The organism is Pseudomonas sp. Pseusp15, assembly GCF_059492165.1.
Genome location: NZ_CP168523.1, coordinates 2864968 through 2884285 on the forward strand (window position 1 = coordinate 2864968; position 19318 = coordinate 2884285).

The following is a 19318-nucleotide window of genomic DNA, read 5'->3' on the forward strand; positions in this document are numbered from 1 at the left end:
AGACAATGAAAATCATGATTTGCCCGCTCAATGGGCCGCGCAATATCAGCGAGTTCACCTATGGCGGTGAGTTCAAGCCAATGCCCGACCCGGTCAACTGCAGCGATGCCGAATGGGCCGACTACGTGTTCAACACCGACAACCTCGCCGGTGTGGTGCGCGAATGGTGGATGCATACACCGTCCAGCTACTGGTTTCTGGCAGAACGTCACACCGTCAGCGATGAAATCCTGCGCACCTTCGACCCTAAAGAACTGTTCAGCACCCGTGTCGAGTTCAGCGCAATTGCCAAGGAGATCGCAGGATGAACCGCCTACCCGCCCCCATGGGCCTGCTGATTAACCGCGATCAGCCGCTGGATTTCAGTTTCGACGGCGACCGTTATCAGGGCTTGCAAGGCGACAGCATCGCCAGCGCCTTGTTGGCCAACGGACGCTTCCTGATTTCCCGTTCGTTCAAATACCATCGCCCGCGTGGCCCGCTGACCATGGCAGGCCAAGACGCCAACAGTCTGGTGCAACTGCCCGAAGAACCTAACGTCCTGGCCGATGCACACGCTTTGTCCGCCGGCTTGCAAGTCACGGCGCAGAACGTCAATGGCTCGCTGGACAATGACCGCGATGCTTACCTGGGCAAGTTTTCCAAATTCATGCCAGTGGGGTTCTACTACCGTTCGTTCTACAAACCCAAAGGCATGTGGAAGGTCTGGGAACCGATCATTCGCAAGAAGGCCGGCCTCGGCGTGCTCGACCTGACCTTCCAGCCCGAGTATTACGACAAAGCATATCTGTTCACCGATCTGGCGGTGATCGGCGCAGGACCCGCCGGCCTGTACGCGGCCCTCACTGCAGCGAATGCCGGAGCCAAGGTTCTACTCATCGAGCAGCAGCCAATTCTCGGCGGCTCGCTGACCTATGCCCGCTTCGATATCGAAGGTAAAAGAGCAGAAACCTTGCGCCGCGAACTGCTCGCGGCGGTACAACAGCACGCCAACATCCAGATCCTGACCGAGGCCACCTGCAACGCCTGGTTCACCGACAACTACCTGCCGGTGATTCAGGGCAAGCGCCTGTACAAGGTCCGTGCCCGCCAGTGCCTGGTGTGCAGCGGCTCTTTCGACCAACCGGTGATCTTTCGCAACAACGACCTGCCGGGCGTGATGCTGACCAGCGCCGCGCAACGGCTGATGAAGCTGTATGCGGTCAAACCCGGCAAACGCGCCGTGGTGCTGACGGGTAACGATGATGGTTATCTCGCCGCCCTCGATCTGCATGATCAAGGCGTGGAAGTGGCCGCTCTGGTGGACCTCCGTACAGGCCCCGGCGACGCAGCCCTGTCCGAAGCGTTGGCCAAGCGCAAAATTCGTTGTTTGAGCAACAGTACGGTATACGAAGCCCTGTACGAAAAAGGCATGCGCCATGTCACTGGCGTCGACGTGCGCAAGATCACCGCACAGGGTCAGGTCGCCGACAGTGGGCACCACCTGGATTGCGATTTGCTGTGTATGTCAGCCGGTTACATGCCGGTCTATCAACTGCTGTGTCAGGCCGGCGGCAAACTGGCCTATGACGACCAGCGTGCGGAGTTCACTCTCAATGGCCTGCCACAGAACCTCGCTGTTGCCGGTTCGGTCAATGGTCGCCATCAACTGGACAACGTGATCGCCGACGGCGTGAATGCCGGTACTGACGCCGCCCTCGCCCTCGGCCTGACAGTCGGCGCGCAACGCGCGCCGTTCAGCGGCGAAGCTCGGGTCAACTTCAACTGGCCGATTTTCCCTCATCCCAAGGGCAAGGATTTCGTCGACTTTGACGAGGATCTGCAAGTGGCCGACATCGTCAACGCAACGAAAATCGGCTACCGCGACGTGCAACTGGTCAAGCGCTACTCCACCGTAGGCATGGGCCCGTCCCAGGGACGACATTCGGCACTGCCGACTGCGCGTCTGGTGGCTTGGGCGACCCAGCGCAACATCAGCGAAACCGGGGTGACCACCGCTCGGCCGCCCTTTGTTGCCGAGAAACTGGCACATGTTGCCGGTCGCGCTTTTGATCCCTATCGGCAAACACCGATGCATGCGCGCCATTTGCAAGCCGGCGCGAAGATGATGCCCGCGGGCATCTGGCAACGTCCGGCGTATTACAGAAGCGCCAAGGATCGCGACGCGTGCATGCAGGCCGAAGCCCTGCACGTACGCAACAAGGTCGGCCTCATCGATGTCTCGACTCTGGGCGGTCTAGACGTGCGTGGCCCGGACGCCGCTGAACTGCTCAACCGCATGTACACCTTTGCGTTCCTCAAGCAGCCAGTCGGCCGTTCCCGCTACGCGCTGATGACCAACGAGCATGGCGTGGTGATCGACGACGGCGTCTGCGCGCGGTTTGCAGAGAACCATTTCTACGTCACCGCCACCACCAGCGGTGTCGACCGGATCTATCAGCAGATGCTCAAGTGGAATGCGCAATGGCGCCTTGACGTGGACGTTGCCAACGTCACCGCGGCTATCTGCGCGGTCAACGTCGCCGGCCCCGACTCGCGCAAGGTACTGGAACAGGTCTGCAGCGACCTGGACCTGAGTGCCGAAGCGTTCCCTTATCTGGGAGTGCGCCAGGGCACGGTGGCAGGCATCAAGGCTCGGTTGCTGCGGGTCGGTTTTGTCGGCGAACTGGGCTATGAAATCCACGTCCCGGCGCGCCACGGACTCAAGCTCTGGGACGCGCTGATGGAGGCCGGCAAGGTGCATGACATCCGCCCGTTCGGCGTGGAAACCCAACGCCTGCTACGTCTGGAAAAAGGCCATGTGATCGTCAGTCAGGACACTGACGGCATGACCCACCCCGCGGAAATCGACATGGGCTGGGCGGTCAGTCGCACCAAACCATTCTTCGTCGGTCGCCGCTCGGTGGACATCCTCGAAGCCCAGCCGCTGAAACGCAAACTGGTCGGTTTCACCTTGCCCAAGGGCAGCCCACAACCACTGGAAGGCCATCTGGTGCTCAACGGCCCGGACATCAGCGGCAACGTCACCTCCTGCGAATATTCCGCCTCTCTGGGCAAGATCATCGGCCTGGCCTACGCCGGCATCGACCAGAGCACGCCTGGGCAACAGATTCCGATCCGCGTCGAAGGCGGCATCGTGGTCCAGGCCGAAGTGGTGAAATTGCCTTTCTTCGATCCCGATAATCAACGCCAGGAACTTTGAGTCATGACCAGTCTGAGAGAACAACCTAGCGTCAGTCAGCAAGCCCTGGCGCCTTCGCCGGAGTACTGCCTGGTGGACCTGACCGACCTGCCTCGGGTCGGCTTTCGCGGCGCACACAGTGCCGAGTACTTGCGCAACCGAGGCTTCGTCCTGCCGGACGCGCCCAACCGCGCCGTGGCCCAGGCCGATGGCAGCCTAGTTGCGCGACTGTCGCAGACCGAGTACTTACTGCTGGGCAGTCCAGAAGATCAGGGCGAACGGATGGCCGATGAAGAAGCCCGCTGGGAACTCGATCATCAGGCCAATTACCTGCTGCCGCGTCAGGACAGTCATGCCTGGTTTCAGCTGACAGGGGAATGTCCGAGCGAGGTGATGGCCAAGCTCTGTGGCGCTGACTTGAGTCCCCAGACATTCGGTCCGGGGACGGTGGCACAGACGTCGGCGGCGCGCATCAACGTGATCGTGATCAACGCCGGTACCGCGCATCAGGCGAGTTTGCACATCCTTTGTGATCGGGCGTCGAAAGCGTATTTTCGGGGGGCGTTGGAGGATGCAATGCAGGAGTATTCAGGTCTGGCTACGGCTGTGACAACGCGCTGACTCTGCCGCCCTACTGGTCATGCATGCTGAGACAAAATTCCGTTCTAAGCATGTATGGGCAGATGCCAACAGTGATGACAATGCCGCTTGTACACGCTGCACCGGCGATTAACAACGCCCCAATAATTTAGCTTTTCAGTGTAGCGAATTCGCTTCTGTGAACGCACGATAAATGAGCAACGTAGTACTGACGCTTCAGCTAGGATTTCGATGTACGTTTTAACGTACAAAAAAAAGCGTGGCTGATAATGGTTTTCAGCAGAACTCGCTGGAACGAAAAAAGAGGCAAAAGCCTCTTTTTTCAATGCTGACAACAAAATAACGCGCAAAAAAAACCGCCACTCAATGAGTGGCGTTTTTCTGTATTTGGAGCGGGAAACGAGACTCGAACTCGCGACCCCGACCTTGGCAAGGTCGTGCTCTACCAACTGAGCTATTCCCGCGTCTTGGTGAGGCGCATTCTATAGAATCCAGATGCCCCGTCAACCCCTTGATTCAAAAAAGTTTTATTTCTTTTCCACATCCGTCTTCAGATGCGGCCAGGCGGCCCGCAAGTACTGGACCATGGACCACAAGGTCAGGCCAGCGGACACCATCAGCAAAGCGTAGCCCATCAGGACCCAGAAGCTGAAGTCCGACGGATTGGCCAGCAGGATCACCAGCGCCAGCATTTGCGCGGCGGTTTTCCATTTGCCCAGGTTCGATACCGCCACATGGGCACGGGCGCCGAGTTCGGCCATCCACTCGCGCAGTGCCGATACGACGATTTCGCGACCGATGATGACGGCGGCCGGCAGTGTGAGCCACAGGTTGCCGTGTTCTTGCACCAGCAGCACCAGCGCAACGGCGACCATCAGCTTGTCCGCAACAGGATCGAGGAAAGCCCCGAACGGTGTGCTTTGTTCCAGACGTCGGGCCAGATACCCGTCCAGCCAGTCGGTCGCGGCGGCAAAGGCAAAAACCGAAGCCGACGCCAGATAGCTCCAGTGGTAAGGCAAGTAAAACAGCAAAATGAAGATCGGGATGAGCAGGACGCGTAGAACGGTAATCAGATTAGGGATATTCATCGACACAACTGGCTACGAGGTGAGTTGGGCATTCTACTCGCTGTGCAGATTTGCATAAATCAACTCTGCGAGCTTTTTACTGATCCCGGGTGCTTTGGCGATCTCTTCGATGCTGGCACGAGACAGCTCCTGCAATCCACCAAAATGTTTCAACAAATCCCGTCGACGTGTCGGTCCGACACCGGCAACCCCCTCAAGCGTCGAGGTGCGGCGGGTTTTACCACGCCGTGCACGGTGCCCGGTGATGGCGAAACGGTGGGCTTCGTCGCGGATCTGCTGGATCAAATGCAGCGCGGGGGAATCACCGCGCAAGGTGAATTCATGGGCCGCATCGTTGAGGTACAAGGTTTCGAAACCGGCCTTGCGCGTCGCCCCCTTGGCCACGCCCAGCAGAATCAGGTCGGGCACGGCCAGCTCATTGAGCACGTCACGGGCCATCGACAGCTGACCTTTACCGCCGTCGACCAGCAGAATGTCCGGCAGTTTGCCCTCTCCGTCCTTCAACTTGCTGAAGCGTCGGGTCAGGGCCTGGTGCATCGCGGCATAGTCGTCGCCTGGCGTGACGCCTTCGATGTTGTAGCGGCGGTAGTCGGACTTGATCGGGCCTTCCGGGCCGAACACCACGCAGGACGCCACGGTGGCCTCGCCACTGGAATGACTGATGTCGTAGCACTCAAGACGTTGCGGCGGCTCGTCCAGGCTCAGTACTTCGGCCAGGGCATCGAAACGTGCCGCGACGTGTTGCCGGTTCGCCAGACGTGCGCCCAGCGCCTGTTCGGCATTGGTGACCGCCAATTGCTGCCAGCGCGCGCGGGTGCCCCGTACACGATGACTGATGGTCAGTTCACGACCGCGCAGCTCTTCAATGGCCGCAATCAGGGTCGGAAAGTCTTCGTGAACCACGTTGACGATCAGCTCGCTCGGCAAGTCGCGCTCAGGACTGCTGATGAAGTACTGGCCGAGAAACGCCGCCATGACTTCGGAAACGTCTTCTTCAATACCCACCTGCGGGAAGAAGTTCTTGCTCCCCAACACCCGACCGCCGCGTACGCTGATCAAGTGCACACAGGCGCCACCCGGATTGACGAACGCTGCGATCACATCGACATCGCCCGTCCCGCCTTCCATGCTCTGCTGGTCCTGGACCCGGCGCAGCAATGAAATCTGGTCGCGCAATTCGGCGGCCCGTTCGAACTCCAGATTGACCGCCGCTTCCTCCATGGCCGCGGACAACTCGTCCGCCAACGCATTGCTGCGCCCCTCAAGAAACATCACCGAGTGGCGAACATCTTCGGCATACACCTCGGGCTCGACCAGGCCGACACACGGCGCCTTGCAGCGCTTGATCTGGTATTGCAGACAAGGTCGCGTGCGGTTCTTGTAATAGCTGTCTTCGCACTGACGTACAAAAAAAGCCTTTTGCAGCAGGCTCAGGCTTTCGCGGATCGCTCCTGCGCTGGGGTAAGGGCCGAAATACTTGCCCTTGGCCTTTTTCGCTCCGCGATGGATGCTCAAACGCGGGAACTGGCCATCCGAGAGAAAGACATAAGGGTAGGACTTATCGTCGCGCAGCAGGATGTTGTACGGCGGGCGCCATTCCTTGATCAGCGTCTGCTCGAGTAGCAAGGCCTCTGTTTCGTTGGCCGTGATGGTGGTTTCGACCTGGGCGATACGCCCTACCAGCGCGGCGGTCTTGGGAGCCAGACCGGTTTTGCGGAAGTAGCTCGCCAAACGTTTCTTGAGATTCTTGGCTTTGCCGACATAAAGCAGACGGGCATCGCTGTCGAACATGCGATAGACACCCGGCCGCCCACTGACCGTCGACAGAAAAGCACTTGGATCGAAGGTTTCAGTCATTTTCAGAGGCTGGCATCAACCATGCCGTGACGAACCGCCAACAGCGTCAACTCGACATCGCTGCTGATCGAAAGCTTTTCGAAAATACGGTAACGGTAGGTATTCACTGTTTTTGGCGACAGGCACAGTTTGTCGGAGATGATCTGCACCTTCTGACAGCCGACAATCATCAACGCAATCTGGATTTCCCGCTCAGACAAGGCGTCGAACGGCGAATCGTTGGTTGGCTGGAACGACTTGATTGCCAGTTGCTGGGCAATTTGCGGGCTGATATAGCGTTGCCCGGCAAACACCAGGCGAATGGCCTGGACCATTTCCGGCAGTCCGGCGCCCTTGGTCAAGTAGCCCGCGGCACCTGCCTGTAACAGGCGGGTAGGAAACGGATCTTCTTCGCACACGGTGACCGCGACGACTTTGATGTCGGGATGACTGCGCAATAATTTGCGCGTGGCTTCAAGACCGCCGATCCCGGGCATCTTGACGTCCATCAGCACCACATCGGGTTTCAACTCACGCGCTTTGAGCAGGGATTCCTCTCCCGACTCGGCCTGACCGACTACTTGCAGGCCATCGATGTCAGCCAGCATTCGTGTAATGCCTGTACGAACGAGATCATGGTCATCGACTACTAGCACCCTAATCAAGCAGACACCTCGCGATTTGGTCTTATTGGGTTGCCGGACACCTTAGCAAAAAGCGACTGGCAGACCTAGCGGAAAGCAGCATATAAAAAGTGTCAATTCTTCTGGCGAGGCTTGCTGGCAGTGTGTTTCAGCGATGCAGTCCATTGATATCACGCTGCATTCTCAGGAAACACTGGTCCTTGCCGACCACCTTCAGTCCTTTTCTCTCGTAAAGTATTTTTGCCGGATTATTTTCAAATACGGTCAGACGCAATGCCGGGCGCCGTTCCTTGCAGGCCATGGCGAATACCTGATCGATCACCCAGGAGCCAGCACCCTGCCCCCGGTACGCTTCAAGTAAATGCAATTCGCGGATATACAAGGCGCTGGCGTCACGGCTCAGGCTGACATACCCCATCAGTGTGTCATCACGCACAATCAGCCAGTTTTCGCGTCCCTCCCAAGCAACATCGAAAGCCTCATCCAGCCACAACAGTTCATGTTGAATGTAGTAGCGCAGCATATTTCGACAAGTCAGGTCACGCGCGAAGTCCAGGTCACGAGACGTTGCCGGGCGCAATTCGAACCCCATTCAAGCCTCCGCGACAGTCACGATTTGCCCCTTCCAGCCGTCAGCATTGCGACGAGCAACCACCATGAGATTCCCCGTCCCCGGTGCCGCCGCAACCAACGAGCCGTCCGCCGCCCAGATTGCACTACGCCCTGCCGACTCCCAGCCCCCCGTTGCGCCACCATGGTTGGCCATCAGTACCGCCATCGAGTGGGTGCGGGCATAACCTTGCAACAGTGCGGTATCTGGAGCGTAGCCGCTTTCTGTAATCAACACGCCCGCGGCATAAAGATCAGCGCCCTGCCGTGCCGCGGCGGCTGCATGACTGGCGTGAGAAAAATCGGCGCATATCGCCAACGCGACGGTGTCGGTACCGATCTTCAACGTCGAACCGCCTGTTCCCGGGGCAAATGCCACCTCCTCCCCTGGGTGCAAATGCTGCTTGCTGTAGATCTCGAGCGAACCATCGGCCCCCAATACCAGGGCACCGATCAACACCGGCGAATCGTCCGACAGACGAATCGGCATCCCGACGACACTGGTCACACCGACCTCCCGCGCGAAATCGCGCAGAGGTTGCAGCACTCTGGCGTCTGGCGCGATGGCCAGCTCCGCTGCCAGACCGCGCTCGTAGCCGGTCAGCGACAGTTCTGGAAACACCAGCAATTGCACGCCCTGCTCCGCGGCAACCTGCATGAAGCGCAGGTGCCGGGCAATATTGGCGGCAAGATCACCGGCGACGGAGATCGATTGTGCGGCGGCGATGGTCAGCGTCGTCATGGTTCGTCCTTGTGACGTTGATGGTTTGGACGCCGGTTACACGCCGCCCGTTGCGTAAAGTGTGTCACAACCCGCGACGTACCCAACCGATAGAAACGTCCCGTGATGCCCGATAGCATTTTCTGATTGAATCCGCGCACCGGCCTCTAGTAAGCTCGGCTCATTCTTCGGAGACAGACCATGTTCAACGCCCTCTCACCGCTTCGTACCGCCAGCGCCCCGCGCTCGGTTGCGGCTGCCCGGGCGAATGACGTTTGTGCTTCGGTCAGCTTTTATTTTGGGTATTGGTTTAGCCACTGGCGCGCCTGATACCCACACGGCGCCCACTTTAAACGGGTCGCCACCAGAGAATTCTCAACCCCCGGTCGGCCTCCCGACCGGGGGTTTTGTTTTTTCAGCCCTGAACATTTTTTGCGTTACACCAGACAACTTGAGGATTTACGACATGAATTACGCCACTTATTACCGTTACGACACTTTTACCGCCTGGCGATTTACCAGCTTCCGCTCGGGACAGCCTGCCGCCTCCGATCGGTCACCCACAGGTGGCAAGCATACACACGCAGCCAATCCGGCCAATTGTCGAACACCCCACTAGGGCCGAGCGCGCGGGACGACCCCGCCGCCAGCCCAGGAAGCCCGAATATGAACTCGTCCGTCTCTGCTCTGCCGCTGTCCACCTTGAGCCCTGCCAATGAAGCGCTGACCTTGCGTCTGCCCAGCTCATTGCAACTCAAACAGCAACTGCCACTCAGCAATGCCCTGACCCAACAAGTCGCCGCCCACCGCCAGGCCGTCCGCGCGATCCTCAACGGTGAAGACTCCCGTCTGCTGGTGATCGTCGGTCCCTGCTCGATTCACGACCCACGTTCTGCCCTCGAATACGCCGCCAACCTGGCCCGTCTGTCTGCACAAGTCAGCGACGAGATGCTGCTGGTGATGCGCGCCTACGTCGAAAAACCCCGCACCACGGTCGGCTGGAAAGGCCTGGCCTACGACCCGCACCTGGATGGCAGCGATGACATGGCGGGCGGTTTGACCCTGTCCCGCGAATTGATGCGCGAAATGCTCCAACTGGGCCTGCCCGTTGCCACCGAGCTGCTGCAACCGATGGCCGCCGGTTACTTTGACGACCTGCTGAGCTGGGTCGCGATCGGCGCCCGCACCACCGAATCGCAGATCCATCGGGAAATGGCCAGTGGCCTGAGCATGCCGGTAGGGTTCAAGAACGGCACCGATGGTGGTGTGGCTGTCGCCAGCGACGCCATGCGCTCGGCCGCTCATCCGCACCGCCATTTCGGTGTCGACAGCCAGGGCCATCCTGCGATTATCCAGACACCGGGCAACCCCGACACTCACCTGGTATTGCGCGGTGGCCATCGCGGGCCGAACTACGACCGCGACAGCATTGCCAAAGTGCACAGCGACTTGACCAGACTCAAGATTCCGGCGCGGATCATGGTCGACTGCAGCCACGCCAACAGCGGTAAAGATCCGTTACGTCAGCCCGCCGTGTTCAACGACGTGCTGGAACAACGCCTGCAAGGTGATCGCTCGCTGGTCGGCATGATGATTGAAAGTCATCTGTTCGAAGGCTGCCAACCGTTGAGCCCTTCGTTGCGGTACGGGGTGTCGGTAACGGACGGCTGCCTTGGCTGGACCGGGACGGAACAATTGTTGTTGCAGGGCGCCGAGCGACTTCGTGCACAACGAAGCACTCAGTAGCCAAAGTAAGCGGTGGCACCGAGATCCGCGATGCAGGGCGATCGGGTCGGTTTACACGGAAAAATGACCTACCAGCGGTAGGTCATTGAAAGAAATATCTCGGCCATCGTTAAAAAGATGTCCGGATATTCCGACCAAGACCTCACGCTCATTCGAGTTTTCGTACGATTTCTATTCCGTTTTCATCAGGTTACAGCGGCTTTTTCATACATCGCCGAGCAGTGGCTGTGCTTTAGAGTGCCCCCATTAAGCACACACCTGACCTACTCCGAAAAAGGAAATGTACATGCTACGGAATGCAACCACTGACTATCCGATCCTGCTGGTCCACGGGCTCTTCGGCTTTGATCGCATCGGCAAACTCGAACTGTTCCATGACGTCAAACAGGCCCTGAGAAGCGCCGGTGCGAGGGTTTTCATCCCGCACCTGTCGGCGACCCACAGCAATGAAACCCGTGGCGAACAGTTGCTGGTGCAGATCGAACGGGTACTGCAAGGAACCGGTGCAAGCAAAGTCAACCTGATTGGTCACAGCCAGGGCGCACTGGCTGCACGATATGCGGGGGCGCTGGCGCCACAGATGGTCGCTTCAGTGACATCGGTCAGCGGGCCGAACCACGGCTCAGAACTGGCCGACTTCCTGCGCAAGGCGCTGACGCCCGGGCGCCTGCCAGAACAGGTCGCCGGAGCGGTGGCCACCCTGTTCGCCGACTTCCTGTCGTTGCTCAGCGGCAACCGGCACCTGCCGCAGAACGCCATCGCCGCACTCAACGCGCTGACCACCGAAGGTGTCGGCGCATTCAACGACAAGTACCCTCAAGGGCTGCCGAAAACCTGGGGCGGCAAGGGTCGCGAACTGGTGAATGGCGTACGCTACTACTCCTGGAGCGGCACCCTGCAGGGAAACATCCTCGACGAAGGGCTCTATGCGCTCAACCCGCTGCACGGGTTCCTGCGGGCCTTCTCCCACTACTTCACCACCGAAGCCGAGCAGAATGACGGCATGGTCGGCCGGTTCAGCTCCCATCTGGGTAAAGTGATCCGTTCCGACTATCCGCTGGATCATCTGGACAGCCTCAGCCAGACCACAGGTCAAGTCCGCAAGGGCATCGACCCCATTGACCTGTATGTGCAGCATGCCGAACGCTTAAGAAATGCCGGGCTTTAGACAATGCCTTAAGCTGGACGGCATTTTGAGAAGAAATAGCCCTCTGAATCCGGTAGGCTCCGCACTTTACTGAACATTGAATGGAGTATTTTCCCATGGCCAAAGCCACCGCCCGCCACATCCTGGTTTCCAGCGAAGCCAAGTGCAACGAACTCAAGGCCCAGATCGAAGCCGGCGCCGATTTCGCCGAAGTCGCCAAAGCCAACTCCAGCTGCCCATCGAGCCGCCAGGGCGGTGACCTGGGTTCGTTCGGTCCAGGCCAGATGGTCAAGGAATTCGACACCGTGGTTTTCAGCGCGCCAATCAACGTGGTGCAAGGCCCGGTCAAGACCCAGTTCGGTTACCACCTGCTGGAAGTGACCAGCCGTCAGGACTGATCAACCCCTGAGTTTTCTCCACAACGGCCCGCCTTTTGGTGGGCCGTTGTGTTTTCGTTACGTGATACGGCTGGCGAGGGACGCGCCGCTAGCGTACAAATTGTGCTTATCGATCACCCGGCTCTAAGGCTGACAATGCGACTGGCTTTCCCCACTTTACTGTTCACTGCCGTGGCCCTGCTGTTGGGCGCCGCCGGTGTGAGCGCTGCACCGCAACAGGCGTTGACCGTGTACGGTGAACCGGCGAAGTATCCCGCCGGTTTCAGTCATTTCGACTACACCAACCCGCAAGCGCCCAAGGGCGGCACGATGCGTCGCTCGGCGCTGGAAATCGGTCATTTCGACCACATCCTGCCGTACATCGACAAAGGGATTGGCGTCACACAAGTCGATGGCTTGATCTACTCGCCCCTGGCCGCGCGTTCACTGGACGAACCCTACACCGTGTACGGCCTGGTGGCGCAGCAGATGGAGCGTTCCGACGATGGACTGTCCCTGCGTTTCTACCTGAACCCGAAGGCCCGTTTCGCCGATGGCAAGCCGATCACCGCCGAAGACGTGCGCTACACTTTCGACCTGCTGATGACCCAGGGCAGCCTGCGCTATCGCACGCAATTCGCCGACGTCAAAGGCGTCGAAGTGGAATCACCGCAAACCATTCGGTTCGACTTCAAGAGCAACGAAAACCGCACCCTGCCCCTCGACATCGCCACTTTGCCGGTGCTTCCCGAACACTGGTGGAAAACCCGCGACTTCGCCAACGGTGGCGGTTACGAGCCGCCGCTGGGCAGCGGGCCGTACCGCGTGAGCAAGGTCGACTCCGGGCGCAGCATCACCTTCGAGCGTAACGCCGACTGGTGGGCCAGGGATTTACCGGTCAGTCGCGGCCTCTACAACTTCGATCATTTCAGCATCGAGTACTTCGGCGACACCGACGTCGCCCGTCAGGTCCTGCGTGGCGGCGCCTACGACTACAACCGCGAATTCTCCGCCACCGCCTACTCCATCGGCTACGAGAGCCCGGCCTTGCGCGACGGTCGTCTGCAAAAAGCCCACCTGGCAACGCAGGCACCACAACCGTCCCAAGGCTTTGTGTTCAACCTGCAAAACCCGATGTTCCAGGACCGCCGCGTGCGCCAGGCGCTGGCCATGCTTTGGGACTTCGAGTGGAGCAACCGGCAGATGATGCGCGACCTGTACATCCGCCAGCAGAGCTTCTTTTCCAACACCGACCTCGCCGCCCGACAACTGCCCGACGCGGGTGAGCGGGCGATTCTCGAACCGCTTCGCGGGCAGATCCCCGACGAAGTCTTCACTCAGGTCTTCGAAGCACCGAAAACCGATGGCAGCGGCGTGATTCGCGACAAGCAATTGCAAGCCCTGGACCTGCTCGAACAGGCCGGCTGGAAACCCGATGGCGATCAACTGGTCAACGCCGAAGGCCAACCGCTGAGCTTCACCTTCCTGATCAGCCAGAACGGCATGGACCGATTGCTGCTGCCTTACAAGCGCACCCTGAAACAAATCGGCATCGACCTGAACATTCGTCGCATCGACGCCTCCCAGTACGTCAACCGCCTGATGTCCCGGGACTACGACATGATCGTCACCGGCTACCCGGTCACCAACTCGCCGGGTAACGAGCTGTACAACTACTTTGGCTCGGCGGCGGCCAGCGATCCGGGCTCCAACAACTACATGGTGCTGAAGAACCCGGCGGTCGATACGTTGATCAACGGCCTGGTCCGCGCCAACACCCAGGCCGACATGCTGCGCTACGCCCATGCCCTGGACCGTGTCCTGCAATGGAACTTCTATTGGATTCCCAACTATTACCCGCCCGGCAGTTCGACCGTGTGGTGGAACCGCTTCGGCATTCCCTCTGTACAAGCAAGCAATGACGAAGCCATCGAGAGTTGGTGGGAAGTCAGCTCCACCCCCCTGACCAACGAACAGATGACCGCCGAACTCATCAAGCGCGGCAAATCCGGAGGGTCGCACTGATGTGGGCTTACGTACTGCGGCGCTTGCTGCTGATCATCCCGACTTTAGTGATCATTCTTCTGGTCAACTTCGCCATCGTCCAGGCCGCGCCCGGTGGCCCGGTGGAACAGGCCATCGCGCACTTGCAAGGCATCGGTGGCGCGAGTGTCGGCGGCGGTTCCAGTGAGACCATGCACGGCAGCTCTCGGGCCAGCCGCGGGCTCGATCCGCAGCTGATCAAGGAGATCGAAAAGCAATACGGCTTCGACAAGCCGGCGCCGGAACGCTTGTGGCTGATGCTCAAGAGCTACGCCCACCTCGACTTCGGCAAGAGCTTTTTTCGCGGTGCCACGGTCACCGACCTGATCCTGGATAAAATGCCGGTGACCATTTCCCTCGGGCTCTGGGCGACGTTGATCACTTATCTGGTGTCGATTCCGCTGGGCATCCGCAAGGCCGTGCACCACGGCAGCCATTTCGATATCTGGAGCAGCACCGCGATCATCATCGGTTACGCGATGCCGGCGTTCCTGTTCGCGATGTTCCTGATCGTGGTCTTCGCCGGTGGCACCTCGCTGAACTGGTTTCCGGTGCGCGGCCTGGTCTCGGACAACTTCGATTCGCTGTCGACGGTGGGCAAGATCGCCGATTACTTCTGGCACCTGGTGCTGCCGGTAACGGCACTGGTGGTCGGCGGCTTTGCGACCCTGACCATCCTCACCAAAAATTCCTTCCTCAATGAAATCACCCGCCAGTACGTGGTCACCGCCCGGGCCAAGGGCTTGAGCGAACGCCAGGTGCTTTACGGCCATGTGTTTCGCAACGCCATGCTGCTGGTGGTCTCGGGAATTCCCCAGGCCTTTATCAGCGTTTTCTTCGCCGGCTCGCTGCTGATCGAAGTGATTTTCTCCCTCGATGGCCTGGGTCGCATGAGTTACGAAGCGGCGGTATCGCGGGACTATCCGGTGGTATTCGGTTCGCTGTTCATCTTCACCTTGTTCGGCCTGCTGATAAAAATCATCGGTGACCTGTGCTACACCCTGGTCGATCCGCGTATCGACTTCGCCGCGAGGAACGCCTGATGTTCAAACTCTCGCCGCTGGGCCGTCGCCGTTTTGAACGCTTCAAGAAAAACCGCCGGGGCTGGTGGTCGTTGTGGTTGTTTGTCGGTTTGTTCCTGCTGACTCTGGGCGGCGAACTGATCGCCAATGACCAACCGCTGGTGCTCAGTTATCAGGGCTCGCTGTACTTCCCGGCGTTCAAACACCACACCGAGCAAGAATTCGGCGGCCAGTTGCCGTTTCAGGCCGATTTCCGCAGCGATTACGTGCAGAAGCTGATTCACAAGGGCGACGGCTGGATGCTGTTTGCGCCGATCCCGTTCAGCGACGACACGCCCAATTACGATCTCAATCAACCGGCGCCGAGTCCGCCGTCGAAGGTCAACTGGCTGGGCACCGACGATCAGGCCCGGGACGTGCTGGCGCGAGTGATTTTCGGGGCACGGGTGTCGATCCTGTTTGCGCTGATGCTGACGTTTATCAGCGCCTTGATCGGTATCGCCGCCGGTGCATTGCAGGGCTATTACGGCGGCTGGGTCGACTTGCTTGGTCAGCGCTTGCAGGAAGTCTGGTCGGGGCTGCCGGTGCTGTACCTGCTGATCATTCTGTCGGGCTTCGTCGAGCCGAACTTCTGGTGGCTGTTGGGGATCATGGCGCTGTTTTCCTGGCTGGCCCTGGTGGATGTGGTGCGCGCCGAGTTCCTGCGCGGGCGTAACCTGGAATACGTCAAAGCCGCCCGTGCGTTGGGCCTGACCGACCGCAAGGTGATCGTGCGACACATTCTGCCCAACGCAATGAACGCCACCCTGAGTTATCTGCCGTTCATCCTGACCGGGGCGATTTCCACCCTCACGGCGCTGGATTTCCTCGGTTTCGGCATGCCGGCCGGCAGTGCGTCCCTGGGCGAATTGATTGGCCAAGGCAAACAGAACCTGCAAGCGCCGTGGCTGGGGCTGACGGCGTTTTTCACCCTGGCGCTGATTCTTTCTTTGCTGGTGTTCATTGGCGAGGCGTTGCGTGATGCCTTTGACCCTCGTTCTTGAAGCGGACTGGTGAAATGACTGACAACCTGATCGAAATCCGTGACCTCAACGTGGCCTTCAGTGGCCAGACCGTGGTGCGCAACTTATCTCTGGACATTCGCCCCGGCGAATGCCTGGCGCTGGTCGGCGAGTCCGGATCCGGCAAGTCGGTGACCGCCCACTCGATCCTGCAACTGCTGCCCGAAAACGGTACGCAAACCACCGGCAGCATTCGCTATCGCGGCCAGGAATTGATCGGCGCCGACGCTAACGTCTTGCGCGAACTGCGCGGTAACCGGATCGCGATCATATTCCAGGAGCCGATGACCTCCCTCAATCCGCTGCACAGCATCGAGAAACAGATCGGCGAAACCCTGCTGCTGCACAAAGGGCTGGGTGGCAAAGCGGCGCAAGCGCGGATTCTGGAATTACTGCAACTGGTGGGCATCCAGAAGCCCGAAGAGCGGCTCAAGGCCTACCCTCATCAACTGTCCGGCGGCCAGCGACAACGGGTAATGATCGCCATGGCCCTGGCCTGCGAACCGGAATTGCTGATCGCCGACGAGCCGACCACCGCGCTGGATGTGACGGTGCAGCGCAAGATCCTGCGGCTGCTCAAATCCCTGCAACAGCAGCTTGGCATGTCGCTGCTGCTGATCAGCCACGACCTCAATCTGGTGCGCAGCATGGCCCAGCGGGTGTGCGTGATGCACGCCGGGGAAATCGTCGAGCAGGCACCTTGCGAAACGCTGTTCACCGAGCCGAAACACCCTTACAGCTGTGTGCTGCTGAACGCCGAGCCGGAAGGTGAAGCCCTGCCCCGGGACGAGCGTGAAAACGTGCTGGAAGTGGAGAATCTGCAAGTGCAGTTCACCCTCGGTGGCGGGCTGTTCCAGCGTAAGACGTACCTGCGTGCAGTGGACGGCATCAGCCTGAACGTTCAGCGCGGCAAGACCCTGGGCATCGTCGGTGAGTCCGGTTCAGGCAAGTCCACGCTCGGTCAGGCGATCCTGCGCTTGCTTGATTCCGAAGGCAGCATTCGCTTTCAGGGGCAGGCGTTGGATGGCCTGACGCAAAAGCAACTGCGGCCATGGCGCAAGAAGATGCAGGTGGTATTCCAGGATCCTTTTGGCAGCCTCAGCCCGCGAATGTCCGTGGCGCAGATCATCAGTGAAGGCCTTGAGGTCCATAGCCAGTCCACCCCTGCCCAATGCGAAGCCCAGGTAATCCGGGTGCTGGAAGAAGTCGGCCTCGATCCGCAAAGCCGTCATCGCTACCCGCACGAATTTTCCGGCGGGCAGCGCCAACGCATTGCCATTGCCCGCGCGCTGGTGCTCAAACCGGCGTTGATCCTGCTCGACGAACCGACCTCGGCGCTCGATCGCACGGTGCAAAAACAAGTGGTCGCCCTGCTCCGCCAGCTTCAGGAGAAATATGGCCTGACCTACCTGTTCATCAGCCACGACCTGGCGGTGGTGCGTGCCCTGGCCCACGACATGATCGTGATCAAGGACGGCAAAGTGGTGGAAAGCGGCGCCAGCCACACGGTGTTCGAATCACCGCAGCACCCGTACACCAAAGAGCTGTTGGCGGCGGCGCATCCGGGGTTGGCATAATCCCTGCGATCTTTTGATCTTGATTTCCAAAAATGGACACCCCGATGAACACCACCGAAAGCCTCAAGGACTACCAGCGCGTTCGCACCCTGGCGATCCGCTCGCTGTTCGAGATCATCGAGCAATCGAGCGAAGGCACGGTGATTGTCGACCGCGATGCGAACATTGTCTGGATGAACGAGCGCTATGCCCGGCGATTCGGCCTGGAGTCGGCCGCAGGTGCCATCGGCAGGGCCTGTGAAAGCGTGATCCCCGGCAGCCTGTTGCGTGAGGTGGTGCGCACCGGACGGCCGATCCTGCTGGACATGCAAGACACCCCCAAGGAACCGCTGGTGGTGATGCGCCTGCCGATTCACGACGATGCCGGCGCGGTGATCGGCGCCATCGGTTTTGCCCTGTTCGACGAATTGCGCAGCCTGTCGCCAATGCTCAAGCGCTACCTGAGCATGCAGGAAGAGCTGGCGTCCACCCGCTCGCTGCTGCGGGCGCGACAGACCAAGTACAACTTCGCGCACTTCATCGGCACCAGCGCCGCCAGCCTCGAAGTCAAACGCCGCGCCCGACGCAGCGCCAGTGCAGAGTCGCCGGTGTTGTTGCTCGGTGAAACCGGCACCGGCAAGGAACTGCTGGCCCAGGCGATCCACGGCGCATCACCCCGGGCGCATAAAGCCTTCGTCAGCATCAACAGCGCAGCGATTCCCGAGTCGCTGCTGGAAGCCGAGTTCTTCGGCACCGCGCCCGGCGCGTTCACCGGCGCCGATCGCAAGGGCCGCGCCGGCAAGTTGCAAATCGCCCAGGGCGGCACGCTGTTTCTCGACGAAATCGGCGACATGCCGCTGCCGTTGCAAAGCAAGTTGCTGCGGGTGTTGCAGGAGAAGGAATTCGAACCGGTGGGCTCCAACGAGGTGATTCAGAGTGATGTGCGAGTGATCGCCGCCACCTCCACCGATCTGGTGGCGGCGATCAAACGCGGCGAGTTTCGCGCCGATCTGTATTACCGCCTCAACGTGCTGCCGATCCAGGTCCCGCCCCTGCGTGATCGCCTCGACGACCTTCCTGCCCTCAGTGAAGCGATCCTTGAGGAACTGCGCAGCCAGCACGAATTGAACCGCGAAGCCTTGGAATTGTTGGGGCAACACGCCTGGCCGGGGAACATTCGTGAACTGCGCAACGTGCTGGAGCGGGCGGCGTTGCTCAGTGATGACTTGATGCTGAACGCGGCGGATATCCGCGCGGCGATTGGCAGCTTTACCCCGGTGGAGCGTGCGGCGCCTCTGCCCATTGAGCCGATTACCCATGAAACCTTCAGTGAGGCTCGCGAACGGTTTGATCGGCAGTTGATTGAATCGACCCTCGCGCAATGCGGTGGGAAGGTAATCGAAGCGGCGGCGCGGTTGGGGCTGGGGCGGTCGACGCTGTACAAGAAGATGGCGGCGCTGGGGATTGCTGAGTCTCTATAAAGAGACATGCATCTCTATTGGTAGATAGGGCCTCTTCGCGGGCAAGCCTCGCTCCTACGGGTCGTGCAATTTCGTAGATAACCACACTCCCGTAGGAGCGAGGCTTGCCCGCGAACGCGTCAGCACAATCGCCAGAAATCTCAATACAGAGACAAAAATCACCAAAATCACTTCACAAACAAATAATCTCCTTATATTTCAATAGC

At 59.7% G+C, this 19318-nt stretch carries 16 protein-coding genes and 1 tRNA gene; 11 read left to right on the forward strand and 6 right to left on the reverse strand.

Annotated features, from left to right (window positions below; genetic code table 11):
- Positions 1-5 precede the first annotated feature (5 nt).
- Genes ACEN8R_RS12770 through ACEN8R_RS12780 form a run of 3 tightly spaced genes read left to right on the forward strand, consistent with a single transcriptional unit; the run spans position 6 to position 3802 of the window.
- Positions 6-308, forward strand: a complete 303-nt coding sequence (locus ACEN8R_RS12770; RefSeq protein ID WP_495624939.1) for a sarcosine oxidase subunit delta — start codon at positions 6-8, stop codon at positions 306-308.
- Positions 305-3202, forward strand: a complete 2898-nt coding sequence (locus tag ACEN8R_RS12775) for a 2Fe-2S iron-sulfur cluster-binding protein (protein ID WP_495624940.1) — start codon at positions 305-307, stop codon at positions 3200-3202. Before ACEN8R_RS12770 ends, ACEN8R_RS12775 begins: the two co-directional genes overlap by 4 nt.
- Before the next feature lie 3 nt (positions 3203-3205).
- Positions 3206-3802, forward strand: a complete 597-nt coding sequence (locus ACEN8R_RS12780; protein WP_111454605.1) for a sarcosine oxidase subunit gamma — start codon at positions 3206-3208, stop codon at positions 3800-3802.
- Between the two features lie 367 nt (positions 3803-4169).
- Here the strand turns inward: ACEN8R_RS12780 and ACEN8R_RS12785 are convergent.
- The 6 genes from ACEN8R_RS12785 to ACEN8R_RS12810 form a co-directional block, all read right to left on the reverse strand.
- Positions 4170-4245 (reverse strand) — tRNA-Gly (locus ACEN8R_RS12785).
- A gap of 63 nt (positions 4246-4308) precedes the next feature.
- Positions 4309-4869, reverse strand: coding sequence for a CDP-diacylglycerol--glycerol-3-phosphate 3-phosphatidyltransferase (gene pgsA / locus ACEN8R_RS12790; RefSeq protein WP_007933765.1), 561 nt, complete (start codon positions 4867-4869; stop codon positions 4309-4311).
- A gap of 33 nt (positions 4870-4902) precedes the next feature.
- Positions 4903-6726, reverse strand: coding sequence for an excinuclease ABC subunit UvrC (gene uvrC, locus ACEN8R_RS12795; protein ID WP_007933764.1), 1824 nt, complete (start codon positions 6724-6726; stop codon positions 4903-4905).
- A 2-nt stretch (positions 6727-6728) separates the two neighbouring features.
- Complete coding sequence (gene gacA, locus ACEN8R_RS12800) at positions 6729-7370, reverse strand: response regulator transcription factor GacA (protein ID WP_008015884.1); 642 nt, start codon at positions 7368-7370, stop codon at positions 6729-6731.
- Positions 7371-7497: 127 nt separating this feature from the next.
- Complete coding sequence (locus ACEN8R_RS12805) at positions 7498-7941, reverse strand: GNAT family N-acetyltransferase (RefSeq protein WP_018927675.1); 444 nt, start codon at positions 7939-7941, stop codon at positions 7498-7500.
- On the reverse strand, positions 7942-8700 hold the full coding sequence (locus tag ACEN8R_RS12810) for a carbon-nitrogen hydrolase family protein (RefSeq protein WP_018927674.1): 759 nt from the start codon (positions 8698-8700) through the stop codon (positions 7942-7944).
- Positions 8701-9345: 645 nt separating this feature from the next.
- Between ACEN8R_RS12810 and ACEN8R_RS12815 the strand changes: the two genes are divergently transcribed.
- The 8 genes from ACEN8R_RS12815 (at position 9346) to ACEN8R_RS12850 (ending at position 19112) form a co-directional block, all read left to right on the forward strand.
- Positions 9346-10425, forward strand: a complete 1080-nt coding sequence (locus ACEN8R_RS12815) for a 3-deoxy-7-phosphoheptulonate synthase (RefSeq protein ID WP_018927673.1) — start codon at positions 9346-9348, stop codon at positions 10423-10425.
- Between the two features lie 286 nt (positions 10426-10711).
- A complete protein-coding gene (locus ACEN8R_RS12820; protein WP_018927672.1) occupies positions 10712-11593 on the forward strand; it encodes an esterase/lipase family protein in 882 nt (293 codons plus the stop codon).
- Positions 11594-11688: 95 nt separating this feature from the next.
- Positions 11689-11970: a peptidylprolyl isomerase gene (locus tag ACEN8R_RS12825; RefSeq protein ID WP_007933754.1), complete on the forward strand. Its 282-nt coding sequence runs from the start codon at positions 11689-11691 to the stop codon at positions 11968-11970.
- Between the two features lie 135 nt (positions 11971-12105).
- Positions 12106-13974, forward strand: coding sequence for an extracellular solute-binding protein (locus ACEN8R_RS12830; protein ID WP_018927671.1), 1869 nt, complete (start codon positions 12106-12108; stop codon positions 13972-13974).
- Positions 13974-15035, forward strand: coding sequence for a microcin C ABC transporter permease YejB (locus ACEN8R_RS12835; protein WP_018927670.1), 1062 nt, complete (start codon positions 13974-13976; stop codon positions 15033-15035). Before ACEN8R_RS12830 ends, ACEN8R_RS12835 begins: the two co-directional genes overlap by 1 nt.
- Positions 15035-16057 (forward strand): ABC transporter permease, encoded by a 1023-nt coding sequence (locus ACEN8R_RS12840; RefSeq protein ID WP_018927669.1) that lies wholly within the window; start codon positions 15035-15037, stop codon positions 16055-16057. The genes ACEN8R_RS12835 and ACEN8R_RS12840 overlap by 1 nt, the downstream gene beginning before the upstream one ends.
- 14 nt (positions 16058-16071) lie before the next feature.
- A complete protein-coding gene (locus ACEN8R_RS12845; protein ID WP_018927668.1) occupies positions 16072-17652 on the forward strand; it encodes an ABC transporter ATP-binding protein in 1581 nt (526 codons plus the stop codon).
- 44 nt (positions 17653-17696) lie between these two features.
- Complete coding sequence (locus tag ACEN8R_RS12850; RefSeq protein ID WP_019020911.1) at positions 17697-19112, forward strand: sigma-54 interaction domain-containing protein; 1416 nt, start codon at positions 17697-17699, stop codon at positions 19110-19112.
- Positions 19113-19318 lie beyond the last annotated feature (206 nt).